This window comes from Mycobacterium sp. PDNC021, assembly GCF_048282635.1.
Lineage (GTDB): Bacteria > Actinomycetota > Actinomycetes > Mycobacteriales > Mycobacteriaceae > Mycobacterium > Mycobacterium llatzerense.
This window is the reverse complement of record NZ_CP182502.1, coordinates 451,380-468,037: the sequence shown is the minus strand read 5'-3', so window position 1 is coordinate 468,037 and position 16,658 is coordinate 451,380. Positions and strand designations below refer to the sequence as shown.

The 16,658-nt window shown below is 67.4% G+C and carries 14 protein-coding genes; 11 read left to right on the top strand and 3 right to left on the bottom strand.

What is annotated here, in order from left to right; genetic code table 11:
• Nucleotides 1-22 precede the first annotated feature (22 nt).
• Both ACNO8X_RS02140 and trmB read right to left on the bottom strand, forming a co-directional pair.
• On the bottom strand, nucleotides 23-703 hold the full coding sequence (locus ACNO8X_RS02140) for an NYN domain-containing protein (protein ID WP_133760244.1): 681 nt from the start codon (nucleotides 701-703) through the stop codon (nucleotides 23-25).
• A 14-nt stretch (nucleotides 704-717) separates the two neighbouring features.
• Nucleotides 718-1,521: a tRNA (guanosine(46)-N7)-methyltransferase TrmB gene (gene trmB, locus ACNO8X_RS02135; protein ID WP_418003958.1), complete on the bottom strand. Its 804-nt coding sequence runs from the start codon at nucleotides 1,519-1,521 to the stop codon at nucleotides 718-720.
• An 89-nt stretch (nucleotides 1,522-1,610) separates the two neighbouring features.
• Here trmB and ACNO8X_RS02130 point away from each other — a divergent pair, with 89 nt between their 5' ends.
• The 6 genes from ACNO8X_RS02130 to ACNO8X_RS02105 all read left to right on the top strand — a co-directional run bounded on the left by ACNO8X_RS02130 (nucleotide 1,611) and on the right by ACNO8X_RS02105 (nucleotide 9,904).
• Entirely contained in the window at nucleotides 1,611-2,636 is a 1,026-nt protein-coding gene (locus ACNO8X_RS02130) for a hypothetical protein (RefSeq protein WP_418003957.1), read from the top strand.
• 217 nt (nucleotides 2,637-2,853) lie between these two features.
• Complete coding sequence (locus ACNO8X_RS02125; protein ID WP_418003956.1) at nucleotides 2,854-4,683, top strand: phosphoenolpyruvate carboxykinase (GTP); 1,830 nt, start codon at nucleotides 2,854-2,856, stop codon at nucleotides 4,681-4,683.
• Nucleotides 4,684-5,008: 325 nt separating this feature from the next.
• Nucleotides 5,009-6,292 (top strand): sodium:proton exchanger, encoded by a 1,284-nt coding sequence (locus ACNO8X_RS02120; RefSeq protein ID WP_418003955.1) that lies wholly within the window; start codon nucleotides 5,009-5,011, stop codon nucleotides 6,290-6,292.
• A 43-nt stretch (nucleotides 6,293-6,335) separates the two neighbouring features.
• Nucleotides 6,336-7,853 (top strand): fatty-acid--CoA ligase FadD4, encoded by a 1,518-nt coding sequence (gene fadD4 / locus ACNO8X_RS02115; protein ID WP_418003954.1) that lies wholly within the window; start codon nucleotides 6,336-6,338, stop codon nucleotides 7,851-7,853.
• 1 nt (nucleotide 7,854) lies between these two features.
• Entirely contained in the window at nucleotides 7,855-8,853 is a 999-nt protein-coding gene (locus tag ACNO8X_RS02110; RefSeq protein ID WP_418003953.1) for a MaoC family dehydratase, read from the top strand.
• A 19-nt stretch (nucleotides 8,854-8,872) separates the two neighbouring features.
• Nucleotides 8,873-9,904: a PucR family transcriptional regulator gene (locus ACNO8X_RS02105; protein ID WP_418003952.1), complete on the top strand. Its 1,032-nt coding sequence runs from the start codon at nucleotides 8,873-8,875 to the stop codon at nucleotides 9,902-9,904.
• Nucleotides 9,905-9,933: 29 nt separating this feature from the next.
• Here the strand turns inward: ACNO8X_RS02105 and ACNO8X_RS02100 are convergent, their stop codons facing one another.
• Entirely contained in the window at nucleotides 9,934-10,518 is a 585-nt protein-coding gene (locus ACNO8X_RS02100) for a PaaI family thioesterase (RefSeq protein WP_418003951.1), read from the bottom strand.
• A gap of 47 nt (nucleotides 10,519-10,565) precedes the next feature.
• Here ACNO8X_RS02100 and ACNO8X_RS02095 point away from each other — a divergent pair, with 47 nt between their 5' ends.
• Genes ACNO8X_RS02095 through ACNO8X_RS02075 form a run of 5 tightly spaced genes read left to right on the top strand, consistent with a single transcriptional unit; the run spans nucleotide 10,566 to nucleotide 16,598 of the window.
• Nucleotides 10,566-11,123, top strand: coding sequence for a nuclear transport factor 2 family protein (locus ACNO8X_RS02095; RefSeq protein ID WP_418003950.1), 558 nt, complete (start codon nucleotides 10,566-10,568; stop codon nucleotides 11,121-11,123).
• On the top strand, nucleotides 11,116-12,810 hold the full coding sequence (locus tag ACNO8X_RS02090) for an AMP-binding protein (protein ID WP_418003949.1): 1,695 nt from the start codon (nucleotides 11,116-11,118) through the stop codon (nucleotides 12,808-12,810). Before ACNO8X_RS02095 ends, ACNO8X_RS02090 begins: the two co-directional genes overlap by 8 nt.
• An 11-nt stretch (nucleotides 12,811-12,821) precedes the next feature.
• Nucleotides 12,822-14,372 carry an FAD-binding protein gene (locus ACNO8X_RS02085; protein WP_418003948.1) on the top strand — a complete coding sequence of 517 codons (1,551 nt, stop codon included), beginning with the start codon at nucleotides 12,822-12,824 and terminating at the stop codon, nucleotides 14,370-14,372.
• A 4-nt stretch (nucleotides 14,373-14,376) separates the two neighbouring features.
• Nucleotides 14,377-15,456 carry a 2,3-butanediol dehydrogenase gene (locus ACNO8X_RS02080; RefSeq protein WP_418003947.1) on the top strand — a complete coding sequence of 360 codons (1,080 nt, stop codon included), beginning with the start codon at nucleotides 14,377-14,379 and terminating at the stop codon, nucleotides 15,454-15,456.
• Complete coding sequence (locus tag ACNO8X_RS02075; protein ID WP_418003946.1) at nucleotides 15,453-16,598, top strand: Rieske 2Fe-2S domain-containing protein; 1,146 nt, start codon at nucleotides 15,453-15,455, stop codon at nucleotides 16,596-16,598. Before ACNO8X_RS02080 ends, ACNO8X_RS02075 begins: the two co-directional genes overlap by 4 nt.
• The last annotated feature ends 60 nt before the right edge of the window (nucleotides 16,599-16,658 follow it).

The window sequence follows — 16,658 nt, the reverse complement described above, 5'->3', positions numbered from 1 at the left end:
CACACGTCATCTGTAGTTGTTCCTAAACGCGCGAGCTCAGCAGCGCGGACAACGGCCGGAAGGGCTGCAGCCACGCGCCCTGATCAGGCAGCGAATCCAAGCCGATTCGCGGCAGCGGCTCCCGGAAGACACCAGGGATGTCTTCCAGGTCGACGAAGTCCAAGGTATCCGACGCTAACGCCCAACTGGCATGTTCGCGAAATCCGACCACGGTCGCGGGAGTGCCGTCATGGGCGATGTCTTCGAGCGGTTGCCGGAACGCCTGGCCGTCGGCTGAGGCCACATAGATGCCGGCCAGACCCTCGCTGCGGCGCAGCGCGATGTGCGCGAGCATGTCGCTGTCGACGTCGCTGCCCTCGTCGAGTTTGGGCTTGGCGAACACCGCGAAACCGACGTTGCGCAGCGCCTCCACCCACGGCCGCACGACATCGGCGCTACCAGGGGCGATGTTGGTGAAGACCGTCGCCTCGGGCTCCAGAGCCACCGGCGGCTGGTCCGGCCGCCTGCCGCTGGCGATCTCGTTGGTGCGGGCCAGCAGCCACCGGCCGAGCGCGTCGAATCGTGGTCGGTGAGCGGCGGTCGGCCGGCCGCCGAGGATCGACCCGAGGCCCATGTCGAGGTTCGGTGCGTCCCAGACCAGCAGCACCCGGTGCGGCCGGGGTCCCGGCGGCGGGGTCGGTGGGTAGGGCTTGACCTGAGGAATGGCCTCGGTGATCGTCACTCGGGCTTCTCCCAGATGAGCTCGGTGATGGGACTGCCCATCCGCATGCCCCGCGCCTCGTATTTGGTCGTGGGCCGCTGCACCGAGATGGGCAGGTCGGCGTCGACCGAGGTGCGCTTCAACGTCGGCTCGGCATCGCCCACCTCGGCGATCTGCACGGCGTAGTCGGCGTGGTCGGTGGCCGCGTGCAGGATGCCGCCCGGCTTGAGGCGGCTCGAGATCAGCGCCACGGTCTCCGACTGCAGCAGCCGGCGCTTGTGGTGCCGGGCCTTGGGCCAGGGGTCGGGGAAGAACACCCGGACCGCCGTGAGGCTACCCGCCGCGATCATGTGTTCCAGCACGTCGACGCCGTCGCCGCGGACGAATCTCACATTCGTCAGGCCGGCCCGGTCGACGCCGCCGAGCAGTTGGGCCATGCCCTTGCGGTAGACCTCGACCGCGATGACGTCCAGGTGCGGTTCTTCCTGCGCCATCGCCAGCGTCGAGATGCCGGTGCCGCTGCCGATCTCCAACACGACGGGTGCGGTGCGGCCGAACCAGGCGGCGGTATCGATCAGCGGTGCGGGTTCGCCGTCCTCGGACCGGGCGACTTTGCCCAGCTCAGGCCAGCGACGGTCCCAGGTGCTCTGCTGACCGGTGGACAGGCTCGACCGGCGGGACCGGAAGCTGGTGACGCGCCGGTGCTGGTGTGCGGGGGCCGCCGTGGTTTCGGAGACGGACTCGAAATCGGCCGCCGAGGCGCCGGCCGACGAGGCAGCGTCGTCCTCGCGCTGGGCATACATCCGTCCATCGTCTCTCATCTGGCTGTGAGAGCCCGCATCGTGGTGCAGATTGATACCCAACAGTTGCCTGAAAACGGCGTCGGTCACACCTGCGCGGAGGTGCGACGATGGCATCGGGCGGGCATCTGGGGGGTGTGTTGTCAGGGGATGTTTGGCAGCGGTTCACCGCTGCGCTGGACGAGTTGGTGACGGACGTTCCGGGCCTGGCGCATGTCGTCTCCGGTCCCGATGCCGGTGATGCCGCCGGCCGCTACCGGGCGATTTGTGTGTCGATGAGTGAAATCACCTTGGCTGCAACAGAATTGGATGACGACCGCGTGCGGCGCTGGCTGGCGTCCGACGCGACGGTGGCACTGGTCACGGCGGCCGCAACCGCGGCGCTGGCAGCCGACGGCCTCGTCGTCGACCCGGCCATGGACGCCGACGCCCACCTGCGCCGGGCGCTGCACTGGCGCCGCTACAGCCGCCGTACCACCGACGACCTGCACCGTCGCTGCGCCGCCGACGTCAGCCGGGGCTCGCTGCGGTTGCTCGTGCAGTCCGGCGCGTGGCCTGGGACGTCCCGGCTGGAACTGCAGCGGCTGCGGCTGGAGCTGGTCCGGGAGACCCGCCGGCGGTACGGCGACCTGCGTGCCGATCTGCTCAGCCGGGTGCCGTCCGGCCGGGATGCGGCCGAGGGCTTCGAGGCCGACGCCCGCGACCGGCTGGCCGCGGCCGCCGACGGGGTTCGCGAAGCCACCGTCGCCGCGCTGGGCGGCCCCGGTCCCGGGCGGCGATGGCCACCGCCCGAGGTCACGGGCCCGGTGCTGGCCCAGCGTGCCGACGAGATGTGGTTGGGCATCGTGCTGGGCGCGGGTTTCGGCCTGGGGGCGGCATTGGGGCTGGCCAGGATGGCGACCGGGGTGGCCGGGGTGCCCGACGGGATCGGCGGGGTAATGGGATTGGCCCTGGGCCTGGCGCTGACCATGACCGTCATCGGCGTCCGCGTACGGCTGCATCGTCGGGCGATGCTGGACCGCTGGGTCGGGACGGCTGTCGCGGCGGCGCGGCAGGCGACCGAGGAGGAACTGGCGTACCGGTTACTGGAGGTCCAGGCGGGCCTGGCGTCCGCAGATCACAAAACGAGAAATTGAGCGATTTTGGAATTGTGCGGAGCGAGGCTCTCGCGCTACTGACCGGTAACCGTCCGTCACCCGCCCCGAATCGCGGTACCAGCGGATACAGGACTGCCGATTGAGCTTTCTGAATCGTTCTTGTGAGAGATCGGACAGCCGCCCGATTGTCCACTTGTATGTCACTCACGTTAACCTCTAAAGAGGTATAGCTGCGATTTGCGAGCAGGAGAATTTGATGACCTCAGCGACCATTCCCGGTCTCGACGCCGCTCCGACCACTCACGCCGGGCTGCTGGCCTGGGTGCGTGAAGTTGCGGAGCTGACTCAGCCAGACCGGGTCATGTTCGCCGACGGCTCGGCCGAGGAGTACGACCGCCTCGCCGCTCACCTCGTCGCGGCAGGCACCTTCCAGAAGCTGAACGACGAGAAGCAGCCGAATTCGTATCTCGCGCTGTCGGATCCGTCGGACGTCGCGCGCGTCGAGTCGCGCACCTTCATCTGCTCGGAGCGCGAAGAGGACGCCGGCCCCACCAACAACTGGATGGCCCCGGCCGAGATGCGCGGCATCATGACCGACCTCTACCGCGGCAGCATGCGCGGCCGCACCATGTGGGTCGTGCCCTTCTGCATGGGCCCGCTGGACGCCGAGGACCCCAAGCTCGGTGTCGAGATCACCGACTCGGAGTACGTCGTCGTCTCGATGCGCACGATGACCCGCATGGGCGCCAAGGCGCTGGCCAAGATCGGCGACGACGGCTTCTTCGTCAAGGCGCTGCACTCCATCGGTGCGCCGCTGGAGCCGGGCCAGCAGGACGTGCCGTGGCCCTGCAACGAGACGAAGTACATCACCCACTTCCCCGAGACCCGCGAGATCATGAGCTACGGCTCGGGCTACGGCGGCAACGCGCTGCTGGGCAAGAAGTGCTACTCGCTGCGTATCGCCTCGGCCATGGCGCACGACGAGGGCTGGCTCGCCGAGCACATGCTGATCCTCAAGCTGATCTCCCCGGAGAACAAGGCGTACTACGTCGCCGCGGCGTTCCCGTCGGCGTGCGGCAAGACCAACCTCGCGATGCTGCAGCCCACCATCCCGGGCTGGCGCGCCGAGACCGTCGGTGACGACATCGCCTGGATGCGCTTCGGCAAGGACGGTCAGCTGTACGCCGTCAACCCCGAGTTCGGCTTCTTCGGCGTCGCGCCGGGTACCAACTGGTCGTCGAACCCGAACGCCATGAAGACCATCGCCGCCGGCAACACCGTCTTCACCAACGTCGCCAAGACCGACGACGGTGACGTCTGGTGGGAGGGCCTGGAAGGCGAGCCCGAGCACCTGATCGACTGGAAGGGCCAGGACTGGATCCTCCGGGAGACCGAGACCAAGGCCGCGCACCCGAACTCGCGCTACTGCACCCCGATTTCGCAGTGCCCGTCGGTCGCCCCCGAGTGGGACGATCCGCAGGGTGTGCCGATCTCGGCGATCCTGTTCGGTGGCCGTCGCAAGACGACGGTGCCGCTGATCACGCAGGCCCGCGACTGGCAGCACGGTGTGTTCATCGGTGCCACTCTGGGCTCCGAGCAGACCGCGGCCGCCGAGGGCAAGGTCGGTACCGTGCGCCGCGACCCGATGGCCATGCTGCCGTTCCTCGGCTACCACGTCGGTGACTACTTCCAGCACTGGATCAACATCGGCAAGAACGCCGACGAGTCCAAGATGCCGAAGATCTTCTTCGTCAACTGGTTCCGCCGTGGCGACGACGGCCGCTTCCTGTGGCCGGGCTTCGGCGAGAACAGCCGGGTGCTGAAGTGGGCCATCGAGCGCATCGAGCACCAGGCCGAGGGCAAGAGCACCCCGATCGGCATCGTTCCCACTGCGGCCGATCTCGATCTGGCCGGCCTGGATGTGGAGGCCGCCGACGTCGACGAGGCGCTGGCCGTCAACGTCGAGGAGTGGCGCAACGAGCTGCCGCTGATCGAAGAGTGGTTCGAGTTCGTCGGCGAGAAGCTGCCCACCGGCATCAAGGACGAGTTCGACGCCCTCAAGCACCGCTTGGCTGAAGAGGCCTGAGGCTCTCCGCGTACAAACACACAACCCCCGTCTCCCAGGAGATCGGGGGTTTTGTGTATTTGCGCCCGTTCTGTGACGACTGTGCGGCCAGATCGCGGATCCGGCGTCTGGGCCGCGCTGTGCGCACGTTCGCCGCGACACCGTGCCTCCCGGTGGCCGCGAGGGCTGCCCGCGACAGCTGATCTTGATTAGCCATACATTCAAGTTAGGGTGACCGAACTTGAAATATTCAGGACGCTGACCAGCAAATTTAGCACCGCACACCACAGTAATTCGTAGCAACACTAAGTTGCTGCGTCGATTTTTGGTGGGTACCGTCTGCGACGTGACCAGCAGCCGATCAGCCGGCCCGACCACGAGTCGGCCGCTTGTGCGATCCCTGCTGCTGGCCGCTGTGTTCGTCGCGCCTGCGGTGGCGCTGCGCCTCACGGGCGTGCAGCCAAACCCCGTCGTCTCGCTGCTGGCCTTCGGCGCGGCCGTCGTCGCCGCCAGCTTCGTGCTGGCCTGGGCGGCGGAAGCGGCGCAGGTTGACGTGTCCGGTGGCCTCGCCGTCGCCGTCCTGGCCTTGATCGCGGTGCTGCCCGAATACGCCGTCGACCTCTACTACGCCTACGTCGCCGGCCACAATGCCGAGTACGTGCAGTACGCCGCCGCCAATATGACCGGCTCCAACCGGCTGCTCATGGGTATCGGCTGGCCGGTCGTGGTGATCGTCGGGTTGTACGTCGCGCGGCGCATGTCGGCCGACCAGACCAGCAAATCGATGCTCGCGCTGGAACCCGGCAACCGGGTCGAGCTGGGCTTCCTGCTCATCGCCGGACTCGTCGCGTTCGTCATCCCGGCCACCGGCCGCATCCATCTCGTGCTCGGCGTCGCAATGCTGGCCTGGTTCGGCTTCTACCTGTACAAACTGACTCGCGGCGAGCCCGAAGAGCCCGAGCTCGTGGGTACGGCCGCGGCCATCGGCGCGCTGCCGGACCGGGCCCGCCGGATCACCGTCGTGACGCTGTTCGCGGTGTCCGGAGCGGTCATCCTGATGTGCGCGGAGCCGTTCGCGAACAGCCTGATCAACGCCGGCACCGAACTGGGCGTCGACCGGTTCCTGCTGGTGCAGTGGCTGGCGCCGCTGGCCTCGGAGGCGCCGGAGTTCATCATCGCGACGATCTTCGCCGCGCGGGGCAAGAGCACCGCGGCGATCGCCATGCTCATCTCGTCCAAGGTCAACCAGTGGACGCTGCTGATGGGCTCGCTGCCCATCGCCTACCTGGCCGGCGGTGGTGCTGGTGCGCTTGTTCTTGATGGCCGGCAGATCGAAGAAGTGCTGCTGACTGCCACCCAGACCATGATGGGCGTCGCGCTCATCCTGTCGCTGCGCTTCCACCGGGCGACGGCGTGGCTGCTGTTGGCGCTGTTCGTGGTGCAGTTCGCGATCACCTCGACCACCGGCCGGCTGGTGCTGTGTGGCGTCTATGGTGCGCTGACGGTCGTGGGGCTGATCATCAACCGTCGTCATGTCGCCGCGACCCTGTGGGCGCCGTTCGCCTCGCCGGACGACGATGCCGACGAGCCCACGATTGACGGCAGGGCACTGATTCCCGCCGGTCGCTGACACCACTTGACAGGTGTCAAGTTGCCTGTCGTAGAGTGCCGTCATGCAGATTCGCCAGCACGTGGGCAATGGAAAACCGGCCGTCATCCTGCACCCGTCGGGCACTGTGGTGACATTCGACGAACTCGAGGCCCGCGCCAATCGGCTGGCACATCACTTCCGAGCCAATGGACTCGTCGAAGGTGACGTCGTCGCCATCCTCATGGAGAACAACGAGCACATGCATGCCGCGATGTGGGCGGCGCGGCGCAGTGGCCTGTACTACGTGCCGATCAACATCCACCTGACGGCAGCCGAAGCCGCGTACATCATCGAGAACAGCGGAGCCACCGCGGTGATCGGCTCAGCGGCCCTGAGCGACACCTGCGCCGGCCTGGCCGAGCACCTCGACGGCGGACTGCCCAAGCTGCTCCTCATTGCCGGCGGTGAGCTGCCGGGCTGGGACAGCTACCCGGAATGCGTTGCATCCCAACCTGATACGCCGATCGCCGACGAGATCGAAGGCGACCTGCTGCAGTACTCATCGGGCACCACGGGCCGCCCCAAGGGCATCAAACGGGAGCTGACGCACCTGCCGCCCGCCGAGGTGCCCGGGCTGATGAAGATGCTCATGAGCTTCTGGCTGCCGAAGGACGCCGTCTACCTCAGCCCCGCGCCGCTCTACCACACGGCGCCGTCGGTGTGGTCGATGCAGATTCAGGCCGAGGGCATCACCACCGTCGTGATGGAGAAGTTCGACGCCGAGGGCTGTCTCGACGCCATCGCGCGCTACGGCATCACGCACGGCCAATTCGTGCCCGTGATGTTCACCCGGATGCTGAAACTGCCGCAGTCCGTGCGGGATTCGTACGATCTGTCGTCGCTGAAGCGCGTCATGCACGCGGCCGCCCCGTGCCCGGTGGAGATCAAGAAGCAGATGATCGACTGGTGGGGGCCCATCGTCGACGAGTACTACGCATCGTCCGAAGCCATCGGCTCCACCCTGATCACCGCCGAGGACTGGCTGACGCATCCCGGGTCGGTCGGCAAGCCGATGCTGGGCGTCCTGCACATCCTCGACGAGGAGGGGAACGAGCAGCCGCAGGGCGTGCCCGGCGAAATCTACTTCGAGGGCGGGAACACCTTCGAGTACCTGGACGACGCCGAAAAGACGGCGGCTTCACGGGATCAGCATGGCTGGGCCACCGTCGGCGACATCGGCTACCTCGACGAGGACGGCTACCTCTACCTCACCGACCGGCGCCACCACATGATCATCAGTGGCGGCGTGAACATCTACCCGCAGGAAGCGGAGAACGTCCTGGTCACCCATCCCAAGGTGATGGACGCCGCGGTGTTCGGCATTCCAGACGCCGAGATGGGCCAGAGCGTGAAAGCGGTTGTGCAGACCGTGGATCCAGCCGACGCCACTCGCGAGTTCGGCGGCGAGCTGCTGGCCTGGCTGCGAGAGCGCCTGACGCACTACAAGTGCCCGCGATCAATCTCGTTCGAGGAGCAGTTGCCGCGCACGGATACCGGCAAGCTGTACAAGCAGTCGCTGATCGAGAAGTACTCTGTCTGACATGTCGGGCCAAACAGCCGCTGGTGGACCGTTTTTCGAGGACCTCAGCGTAGGGCAGGTCTTCGACTGGGCGCCGGGTATGACGCTCACGGACGGCGCGGCGGCGGTACATCAGGCGATTCTCGGCGACCGCATGCGGCTGCCACTGGACGCCGGATTGTCCGCGGCCGTCACGGGATCAGCGCGGGCACTGGCGCATCCGGCGCTGGTGTGTGACGTGGCAATCGGTCAGTCCACGCTGGCGACCCAACGGGTCAAGGCGAATCTGTTCTACCGCGGCCTGCGGTTCCACCGCTTCCCGCATATCGGCGACACCATCACCACCCGCACCGAAGTGGTTGGCCTCAAACAGAATTCAGCCAAGCCGGGTAAGCCGCGCACCGGGCTGGCCGCGCTGCGGATGATCACCATCGACCAGGACGGCCGCACGGTGCTCGATTTCCACCGGTGTGCCATGCTGCCGCTGCGCGATGATGCCGCCGACACCGGCCGCGCCGACGACCTCAGCGCCATCGGTGCCGACGTGCCGGGCCTGCCGGACCCCGCCGCGGAGTGGAACATCGATGCCTGGCGCTCCGCGGTGCCCGGCCCGCAGTTCGATCCGTCGCTCGCCGGCCAGCTGTTGACCAGTACCGCCGATGTCGTCAGCAGTGCCCCGGAGCTGGCCCGGCTGACGCTCAATATCGCTGCCACGCACCATGATTCGCGGGTGGCGGGCAGCCGCCTGGTGTACGGCGGGCATACCATCGGCCTCGCGCTGGCCCAGGCCACCCGGCTGCTGCCGAACATCGTCACCGTCCTCGGTTGGGAGTCGTGCGACCACACCGGACCCGTGCGCGAGGGCGACACCGTCTACAGCGAGCTGCATATCGAGGCGGCCCACGCGTCACCGTCGGGCCGCGGCGGCACGCTGGATCTGCGGTCGGTGGTGTTCGCGGCCGCCACCGACGGCCCGGACCGGCAGGTACTGGACTGGCGGTTCAGCGTCCTGCAGTTCTGAGCATTGTCAGAATGGCGGCGTGAGCGCGTTGCGATTGTCCGAGCTGGGCAGTGACCCGGAGTCGGTGCTGCGGCTCGTCCGGTTCTTCGACGATCTCGACGCCACCGGCGTCGACGCGGTGCTGGAGGCGGCGCGGGGAGTGGCCGGGTGTCCCATCAACGTGCGCTGGGACGGCCCGGCGCCGGAGGTCTGGCTGGAGCGCGACGCCCCGGCCCACCCGCTCGACGGCGTCCTGCTCGACCGGGTGCGGCACACGCTGGGGGCCATCGGTTCCCGGGTGCCGCCCAGCTTCGGTGACCCGGCGCTCGTCGAGGTGGTGCTGTCGAGCCGGGAACGCCCGGAGGACCGGGCGCGCGCGATCAGACTGCTGGGGTTCGACGAGTCCCGCGAGGTCCGGGTGCTCGCGGTGTCGGCGCAGTCGTCGCCGGAAGCGTTGCGGGTCATCACGTCGGCGTTGACGTCGGTGTCGGTGCGGACCGCGGACCTGGGTACCGCGACGGCGGTGGTGTGCCAGGGCCGGACCAACACGCGCGCCCTGTCCGATGAACTGGACCAGGCGATCGTCACTGCGTTCCCGGCGCCACTGCCCGTCGGCGCCGACCGCGGGCCGTGGGTCGGGCTCGGGGCTGCCGGCGGGGTGTTCGCTGCGCCGACATCATGGGGCCAGGCGCTGCGGGCGTTGCAGTTCGCATCGTCGACCGGCTTCGGTCGGCGCGCCGTCGCCTACGAGCGGTTGAGCGCGCTTGAGCTGCTGGCCGAGCTGCCGCCCGACGCGACGCGCGGCAATCACGCGCTGGCCCGGCTCAACGAGATCGCCGCGACCCCCGTGGGCCGACTGCAGGTCGAGACGGCGGAGGCGTTCTGTGTGTTCGGGTCGCTGCGGCGGACCGCCGAGGAACTGCACGTGCATCACAGCACGGTGGCCGCGCGGCTGGCGCACATTGAATCCCAGTTGGGCTGGGACATGGACGACCCGCTGGACAGGTTCTCGGCGACCCTGGTTCTGATGATCCGGCGGATCGCGCTGTCATCGGCCGAGTTGACGGACTGACTCCGAGTGGGGTGAGCGGCGCCGCGTCGTCAGCCGTCGAACGGGACGATCATGAACGTCGCTGTCGACCGGGCCAGGACTCGCTCGGATGCGTCGACGATCGTGCATTCGCAACTCAGCAGTCGGCGGCCGACGTTCACCACCTGGGCTTCCGCGACGAGCGGTCCGCCATGCGGCTGCCGGTAGTAACGGACGTGCATGTCGGTCGTCACCGGGATTTCTGATTCGAGGTCGAAGAAGCCTTCGAGGCAAAAGCCGGAAGCGGCGTCGGCGAGCGTCGCCAGCATCCCACCGTGGACGCTGCCCGGCGCGAGCCCTGCCAGGTCCGGCGCGAGCGGCATCGACAGGATCGCGACGCCCTGTTCCTGCGACACCACGCTGAGCTGCATGTGTTGATGCACGGGAGATCGGCGCAGGTCTTCGGTCGCTTCGAGCGGATCGCGGATCGCGTGCGCCATGGCCGGCACCTCCTGTCGCCCCGGAAATTCGCATGTTATCGCCTCCAGCAACGACCAGCGACGTTTACGGATATCCGACGATCGTCGGACAATTCGGGGAAACAACCCGACGTACGTCGGATGACCGAGGGTGGTCGGGTTCGTGATGATGGCCACACGAGCTGAAGAGCCCACGCTCAGTCGCAGACCCGAGGAGTACCCACATGGCCATCATCGACCCCACCAAGACCTGGGAACTCGTCGAAGAACGCCTGTCGCGCACCACCAACGAGCGCCATCGCCAGGTGCTGAGCATCGTGCTCGAGCACATGTCGGCCGAGGCGGTGCCGGACATGGACCGCTTGATGGCCACCTTGTCCCCGAACCCGGACTACCACTTCTGGTACGCCAACACCGACATGGGCCCCAAGACCACCGAGGGTGTGCGTGCCTACTACGAGGCGTTCGTGGCCAGCGGCGCCAATCACCTCGTCTTCGAGATCGATCGCCTTGCCGTGGACGATGATCTGGTGATGACCGAAGGCTGGATGAAGATGATCTACCCGGGCGCGGCCGCGCAGGCGATCGGCGTCGACGTCGAGGATCCGAACGGCGATTACCTGCTGGTGTTCCGGCAGCTCATCAACTGGCCGATCGACGCCGACGGCCTGATCATCGGCGAGGACGCCTACCAGACCGGCCCGGTCAGCGTCACCAAGCTGAGCCTCGAAGACCTGCCGCAGGAGTACATCGACCAGAAGGCCGCCGCCGCCAATGCCTGAGCTCCGCGAGGACATCGCGGCCCTGCTGCTCGACCGCCTCGGCGACGAGCGGTTGGGATTGCGCACCCGGCACCAGGACTGGACCTGGGACGAGGTGGTCCGTGAGTCCGCCGCCCGCGGCGCTTACGCCGCGGAGTTGCGGGCTGACGGCCCCTTCCACATCGGTGTCCTGCTGGACAACGTGCCCGACTTCATCTTCTGGCTGGGCGGTGCCGCTCTGTCGGGGGCGACGATCGTCGGCATCAACCCGACGCGCGGCAACGACGAACTGGCCGGCGAGGTCCGGCACGCGGACTGTCAGCTGATCGTCACCGATTCGGCTGGGCGGGAACGGCTTTCGGGCCTGGACCTCGGCCTGACGCCCGACCGCATCCTGGTCGTCGACGACCCGGCCTATCAGGACGCGATTTGTGCACGAAAATCCGCGGCAAGCGCGGAAAATCGTGCACAAATCACGGCGGCCGACGGAGTCGACGACCAGTCTCTACTTTTATTGCTGTTCACCTCCGGCACCACCGGCGCGTCGAAGGCCGTCAAGTGCAGCCAGGGCCGTCTGGCGTGGATCGCCTACTCGGCGGTGGACAAGTTCAACCACGTCCGCGGCGACGTCGACTACTGCTGCATGCCGCTGTTCCACGGCAACGCCATCATGGCGCTGTGGGCCCCGGCTTTGGCCGTCGGCGCGACGGTCTGCCTGACCCCGAGTTTCTCGGCGTCGGGTTTCCTGCCGGACGTGCGGTACTTCGGCGCGACGTTCTTCACCTACGTGGGCAAGGCGCTCGGCTACCTGCTGGCCACGCCCGAACAGCCCGACGACGCCGACAACCAGCTGGGCCGCGGGTTCGGCACAGAGGCCTCTCCGGAGGACCAGGCCTACTTCAAGCGCCGCTTCGGCGCCGATCTCTATGAGGGCTACGGCTCGAGCGAGGGTGGCGGCGCCGTCGTGCTCGACCCCGACCAGCCCGAGGGCGCCCTCGGCCGGCCGGCCCATCCGGGTGTCGCGATCGTCAACCCCGAAACCATGATCGAGTGCGTCCCAGCGGTCTTGGATCAGCACGGCCGGCTCCTGAACCCCGACGACGCCGTCGGCGAGATCGTCGACAAGCTCGGCACCAAGAAGTTCGAGGGCTACTACAAGAACGACGCCGCCGATGCCGACCGCATCCGAAACGGCTGGTACTGGACCGGCGACCTCGGCTACGTCGACGCGAACGGGTTCATCTACTTCGCCGGCCGGCGCGGTGACTGGATCCGGGTCGACGGCGAGAACACCTCGGCCCTTTCCATCGAGCGCGTGCTGCGGCGTCATCCCGAGGTGATCGCCGCGGGCGTGTACGCGGTGCCGGACTCCCGCTCGGGAGATCAGGTGATGGCGGCCATCGAGGTCGCCGACCCGATCCTGTTCGACGTCGACACGTTCGTGAAGTACCTGAACGACCAGGATGACCTGGGCAAGAAGGGCACGCCGCGCTTCCTGCGGATCTCGGACTCGCTGCCGGTCACCGGCTCCAACAAGGTGCTCAAGCGCGAGCTGCAAGCGGACAAGTGGCACACCGAGGAACTGGTGTACCGCTGGGTGGGTCGCCCAGTGGGAAACAGTGTGCCGGTCTTTCAGCTCATGACCGAGGATGCCAAGCGCGCGTTGGACGATGAGTTCACGCAGTACGGACGGCAGCGATACCTATAGGGAGTTTGGGCATGACGGACTGGGACTCGACGGTTGACGTGCTGGTGGCGGGCTCTGGTGGCGGTGGCGTCACCGGTGCCTACACCGCCGCGCGTGAAGGACTCGAGGTGCTGCTGGTCGAGGCCACCGACAAGTTCGGCGGCACCACCGCCTACTCCGGTGGCGGCGGCGTGTGGTTCCCCTGCAACCCCGTGCTGCAGCGGGCCGGCACCGACGACACCATCGACGACGCGCTGGAGTACTACCACGCCGTCGTCGGCGATCGGACGCCACGCGAGCTGCAGGACACCTATGTCCGCAGTGGTGCTCCGCTGATCGAGTACCTGGAAACCGATCCCAACATCAAGTTCGACATGCTGCCCTGGCCGGACTACTTCGGGAAGATGCCGAAGGCCCGGGCGGACGGGCAGCGGCACGTCGCGGCCCGCCCGCTGAAGATCGAAAAGGCGCCTGAGTTCAAGGAATTGGTGCGCGGCCCGCTGGACAACGACCGGCTCGGCGTCCCGCAGCCCGATGACTACTTCATCGGCGGCCGGGCGCTGATCGCCCGTTTCCTGGTGGCGCTGAAGCAATACCCTTCGGCCACAACGCAACTGGGCACCGCTCTGGTGGAGCTGGTGACCGAGGACGGTGCCGTCGTGGGTGCCGTCGTCGAGACCGACGGGGTCCGTAAGGCGATCAGGACGCGCAAGGGTGTGCTGCTCGCGGCCGGCGGCTTCGAGGGCAATGACGAGCTCCGGCACAAGTACGGCGTGCCGGGTGAGGCGCGAGACACCATGGGGCCCTGGGGAAATCTCGGCCAGGCGCATGAGGCGGGCATCGCTGTCGGCGCCGACACCGACCTGATGGAGCAGGCCTGGTGGTCACCCGGCCTCACGCACCCGGACGGCCGCAGCGCATTCGCGCTGTGGTTCACCGGCGGCATCTTCGTCGACCAGGACGGCAAGCGGTTCGTCAACGAGTCCGCGCCGTACGACCGGATCGGCCGCGTCGCCGTGGACCGGTTGGCCAAGGGCGAGATGACGCTTCCGTTCTGGATGATCTACGACGACACCGATGCGGGCGTGCCACCGATCAAGGCCACCAATGTCTCGATGGTGGAAACCGAGAAGTACGTCGACGCCGGGCTGTGGCACACCGCCGACACCCTGGAGGAGCTGGCCGCCAAGATCGGGGTGCCCGCCGAGCAGCTGGTCGCGACCGTGGCGCAGTTCAACGAATACGCCGACGCCGGTTCCGATCCGGACTTCGGCCGCGGCGACGAAGCCTACGACCGCGCCTTCTCCGGTGGCGCCTGCCCGATGGTCCGCATCGACAAGGCGCCGTTCCACGCCGCCAATTTCGGCATCTCCGACCTCGGCACCAAGGGCGGTCTGCGCACCGACACCACCGGCCAGGTGCTCGACACCGCAGGCAACCCGATCACCGGCTTGTACGCGGCGGGCAACACCATGGCCGCGCCGAGTGGCTACGCGTACCCGGGCGGCGGCAACCCGATCGGCACCAGCATGGTGTTCTCCCACCTGGCCGTGCTCGACATGATCGCTCGGACGAAGGGGTAGACGGATGCAGGCGTGGCGGTTACACGGCGCGGCTGACGCCCGGCTCGACGAGATTCCCGAGCCCGACGTCACTGCCGGCAAGGTCAAGATCCGGGTCGCGTGCAGTGGCATCTGCGGCTCGGACCTGTCCCTGTACGAGACTGCGCCGGTGCCGGTGGACTGGCCGCATCCGCTCGTCGGGCAGCCCGGACCGCACGTCCTGGGCCATGAGTTCGCCGGCTACGTCACCGCGGTCGGTGACGGCGTCGACGGCATTCCGGTCGGCGCGCTAGTCGCCGTCCAACCGAGTTTCGAAGACGGCACCTGTCCCGCCTGCCTGCGTGGTGAACCAAACCTGTGCGAGCAGTTCGGCTTCCTCGGCGTCAACGGCGGCGGTGGCGGTTTCGCCGAGTACGTCGTCGCCGCTGCGGACAAGGTGTTCGTGCTGCCCGACGGCTTCACGCCCGAGACCGGCGCGCTGGTCGAGCCGCTGAGCGTTGCGCTGCACGCCGTGCGGCTCAGTGGCATCGGTGCCGGACAGACGGCGCTCGTCGTCGGCGGCGGACCCATCGGCCTCGGCCTGCTGCTGTGCCTGAAAGCGCAAGGCGCGCAACGCGTTATCGTCAGCGAGATGAGTACCGCCCGGCGTGAGCTGGCGGCAACCCTCGGCGCCGACGTCGTGGATCCCCGCGAGACCGACCTCGGTGGCTTTGTCCACGAGCTGACCAAAGGCCAGGGCGTGGACGCGTCGTTCGACGCCGCGGGGGCGGGCCAGGCCACGTTCGACACCGCGGTCAACGCGCTCCGCAAGGGCGGCACCACCGTCGTCGTCGCGATGTACCACGCCGACGTGACGTTCAACCCCAGTCTCTTCATGATCACCGAGAAACGGGTTACGGGAAGTTTCGCCTATTCCAGGGACGACTTCCGTACCGTTATCGACATGATCGCCGACGGGCGACTGGACCCCGTGCCGCTCGTCACCAGCCGTATTCAGTTGGCCGACGCTCTGGAAAAAGGCATTCACTCTCTGCAGTCGACAGGCCGGGATACCGAAGTAAAAATCCTGGTCAACCAGGAGCAATTCGGAAGGGGCACAATATGACTGAGGCTGAAGTCAGGCATATCGACGCGGGCGTCGAGATGACGCGCTTCGCACGCGGCTGGCACTGCATCGGATTGGCCGAGTCATTCCGCGACGGCAAGCCGCATGCCATCCAGGCGTTCGGCACCAAGCTGGTGGTGTTCGCCGATTCGCAGGGCCGGTTGAAGGTGCTGGACGGCTACTGCCGGCACATGGGCGGGGACCTGTCGCAGGGCACCGTCAAAGGCGACGCGGTCGCGTGCCCGTTCCACGACTGGCGCTGGGGCGGCGACGGCAAGTGCCAGCTGGTGCCGTACGCCAAGCGCACCCCGCGGCTCGCTCGCACCCGCGCCTGGCGGACCACCGAGGTCAATGGGCAGCTGCTGATCTGGCACGACCCCGAGGGTTCGACGCCCGCACCGGAGCTGACGCCGCCGACCATCGAAGGCTACGAGGAAGGCCGATGGTCGCCGTGGCAGTGGAACTCGCTGCTGATCGAGGGGTCGCACTGCCGCGAGATCGTCGACAACAACGTGGACATGGCGCACTTCTTCTACATTCACCACGCCTACCCGACGTACTTCAAGAACGTCATCGAGGGCCACACCGCCAGCCAGTTCATGGAGTCCAAGCCGCGGCCGGACTACGCGACGCGCGAACTGTGGGACGGTACCTACCTGCGGTCGGAGGCCACGTATTTCGGGCCGGCGTACATGATCAACTGGCTGCACAACGACCTTGCCCCGGAGTTCACGGTGGAGATCGCGCTGATCAACTGCCACTACCCGGTGACGCATGATTCGTTCGTGCTGCAGTGGGGCGTCGCGGTGCAGAACAACCCGGCGTTGCCGGCGGAGAAGACGGAGAAGCTGGCGGCGACGCTGAGCCGCAGCTTCGGCGACGGCTTCATGGAGGACGTCGAGATCTGGAAGAACAAGACGCGCATCGAGAACCCGCTGCTGACCGAGGAAGACGGCCCGGTTTACCAGCACCGTCGCTGGTACGAGCAGTTCTACGTCGACGCCGCCGATGTCTTGCCGGACATGGTCGCCCGGTTCGAGCAGGAAGTCGACACCACCCACGCCAACGACCTGTGGCACGAAGAGGTAGCCCAGAACATGGCCAACCGCACGCCGGTCGGCAAGGCGCACGCCACCCAATAGTCGCCGAATAGCACTGAGCCGCCCTCGATCTCGAGGGCGGCTCAGTGCTCAGATGAGTAT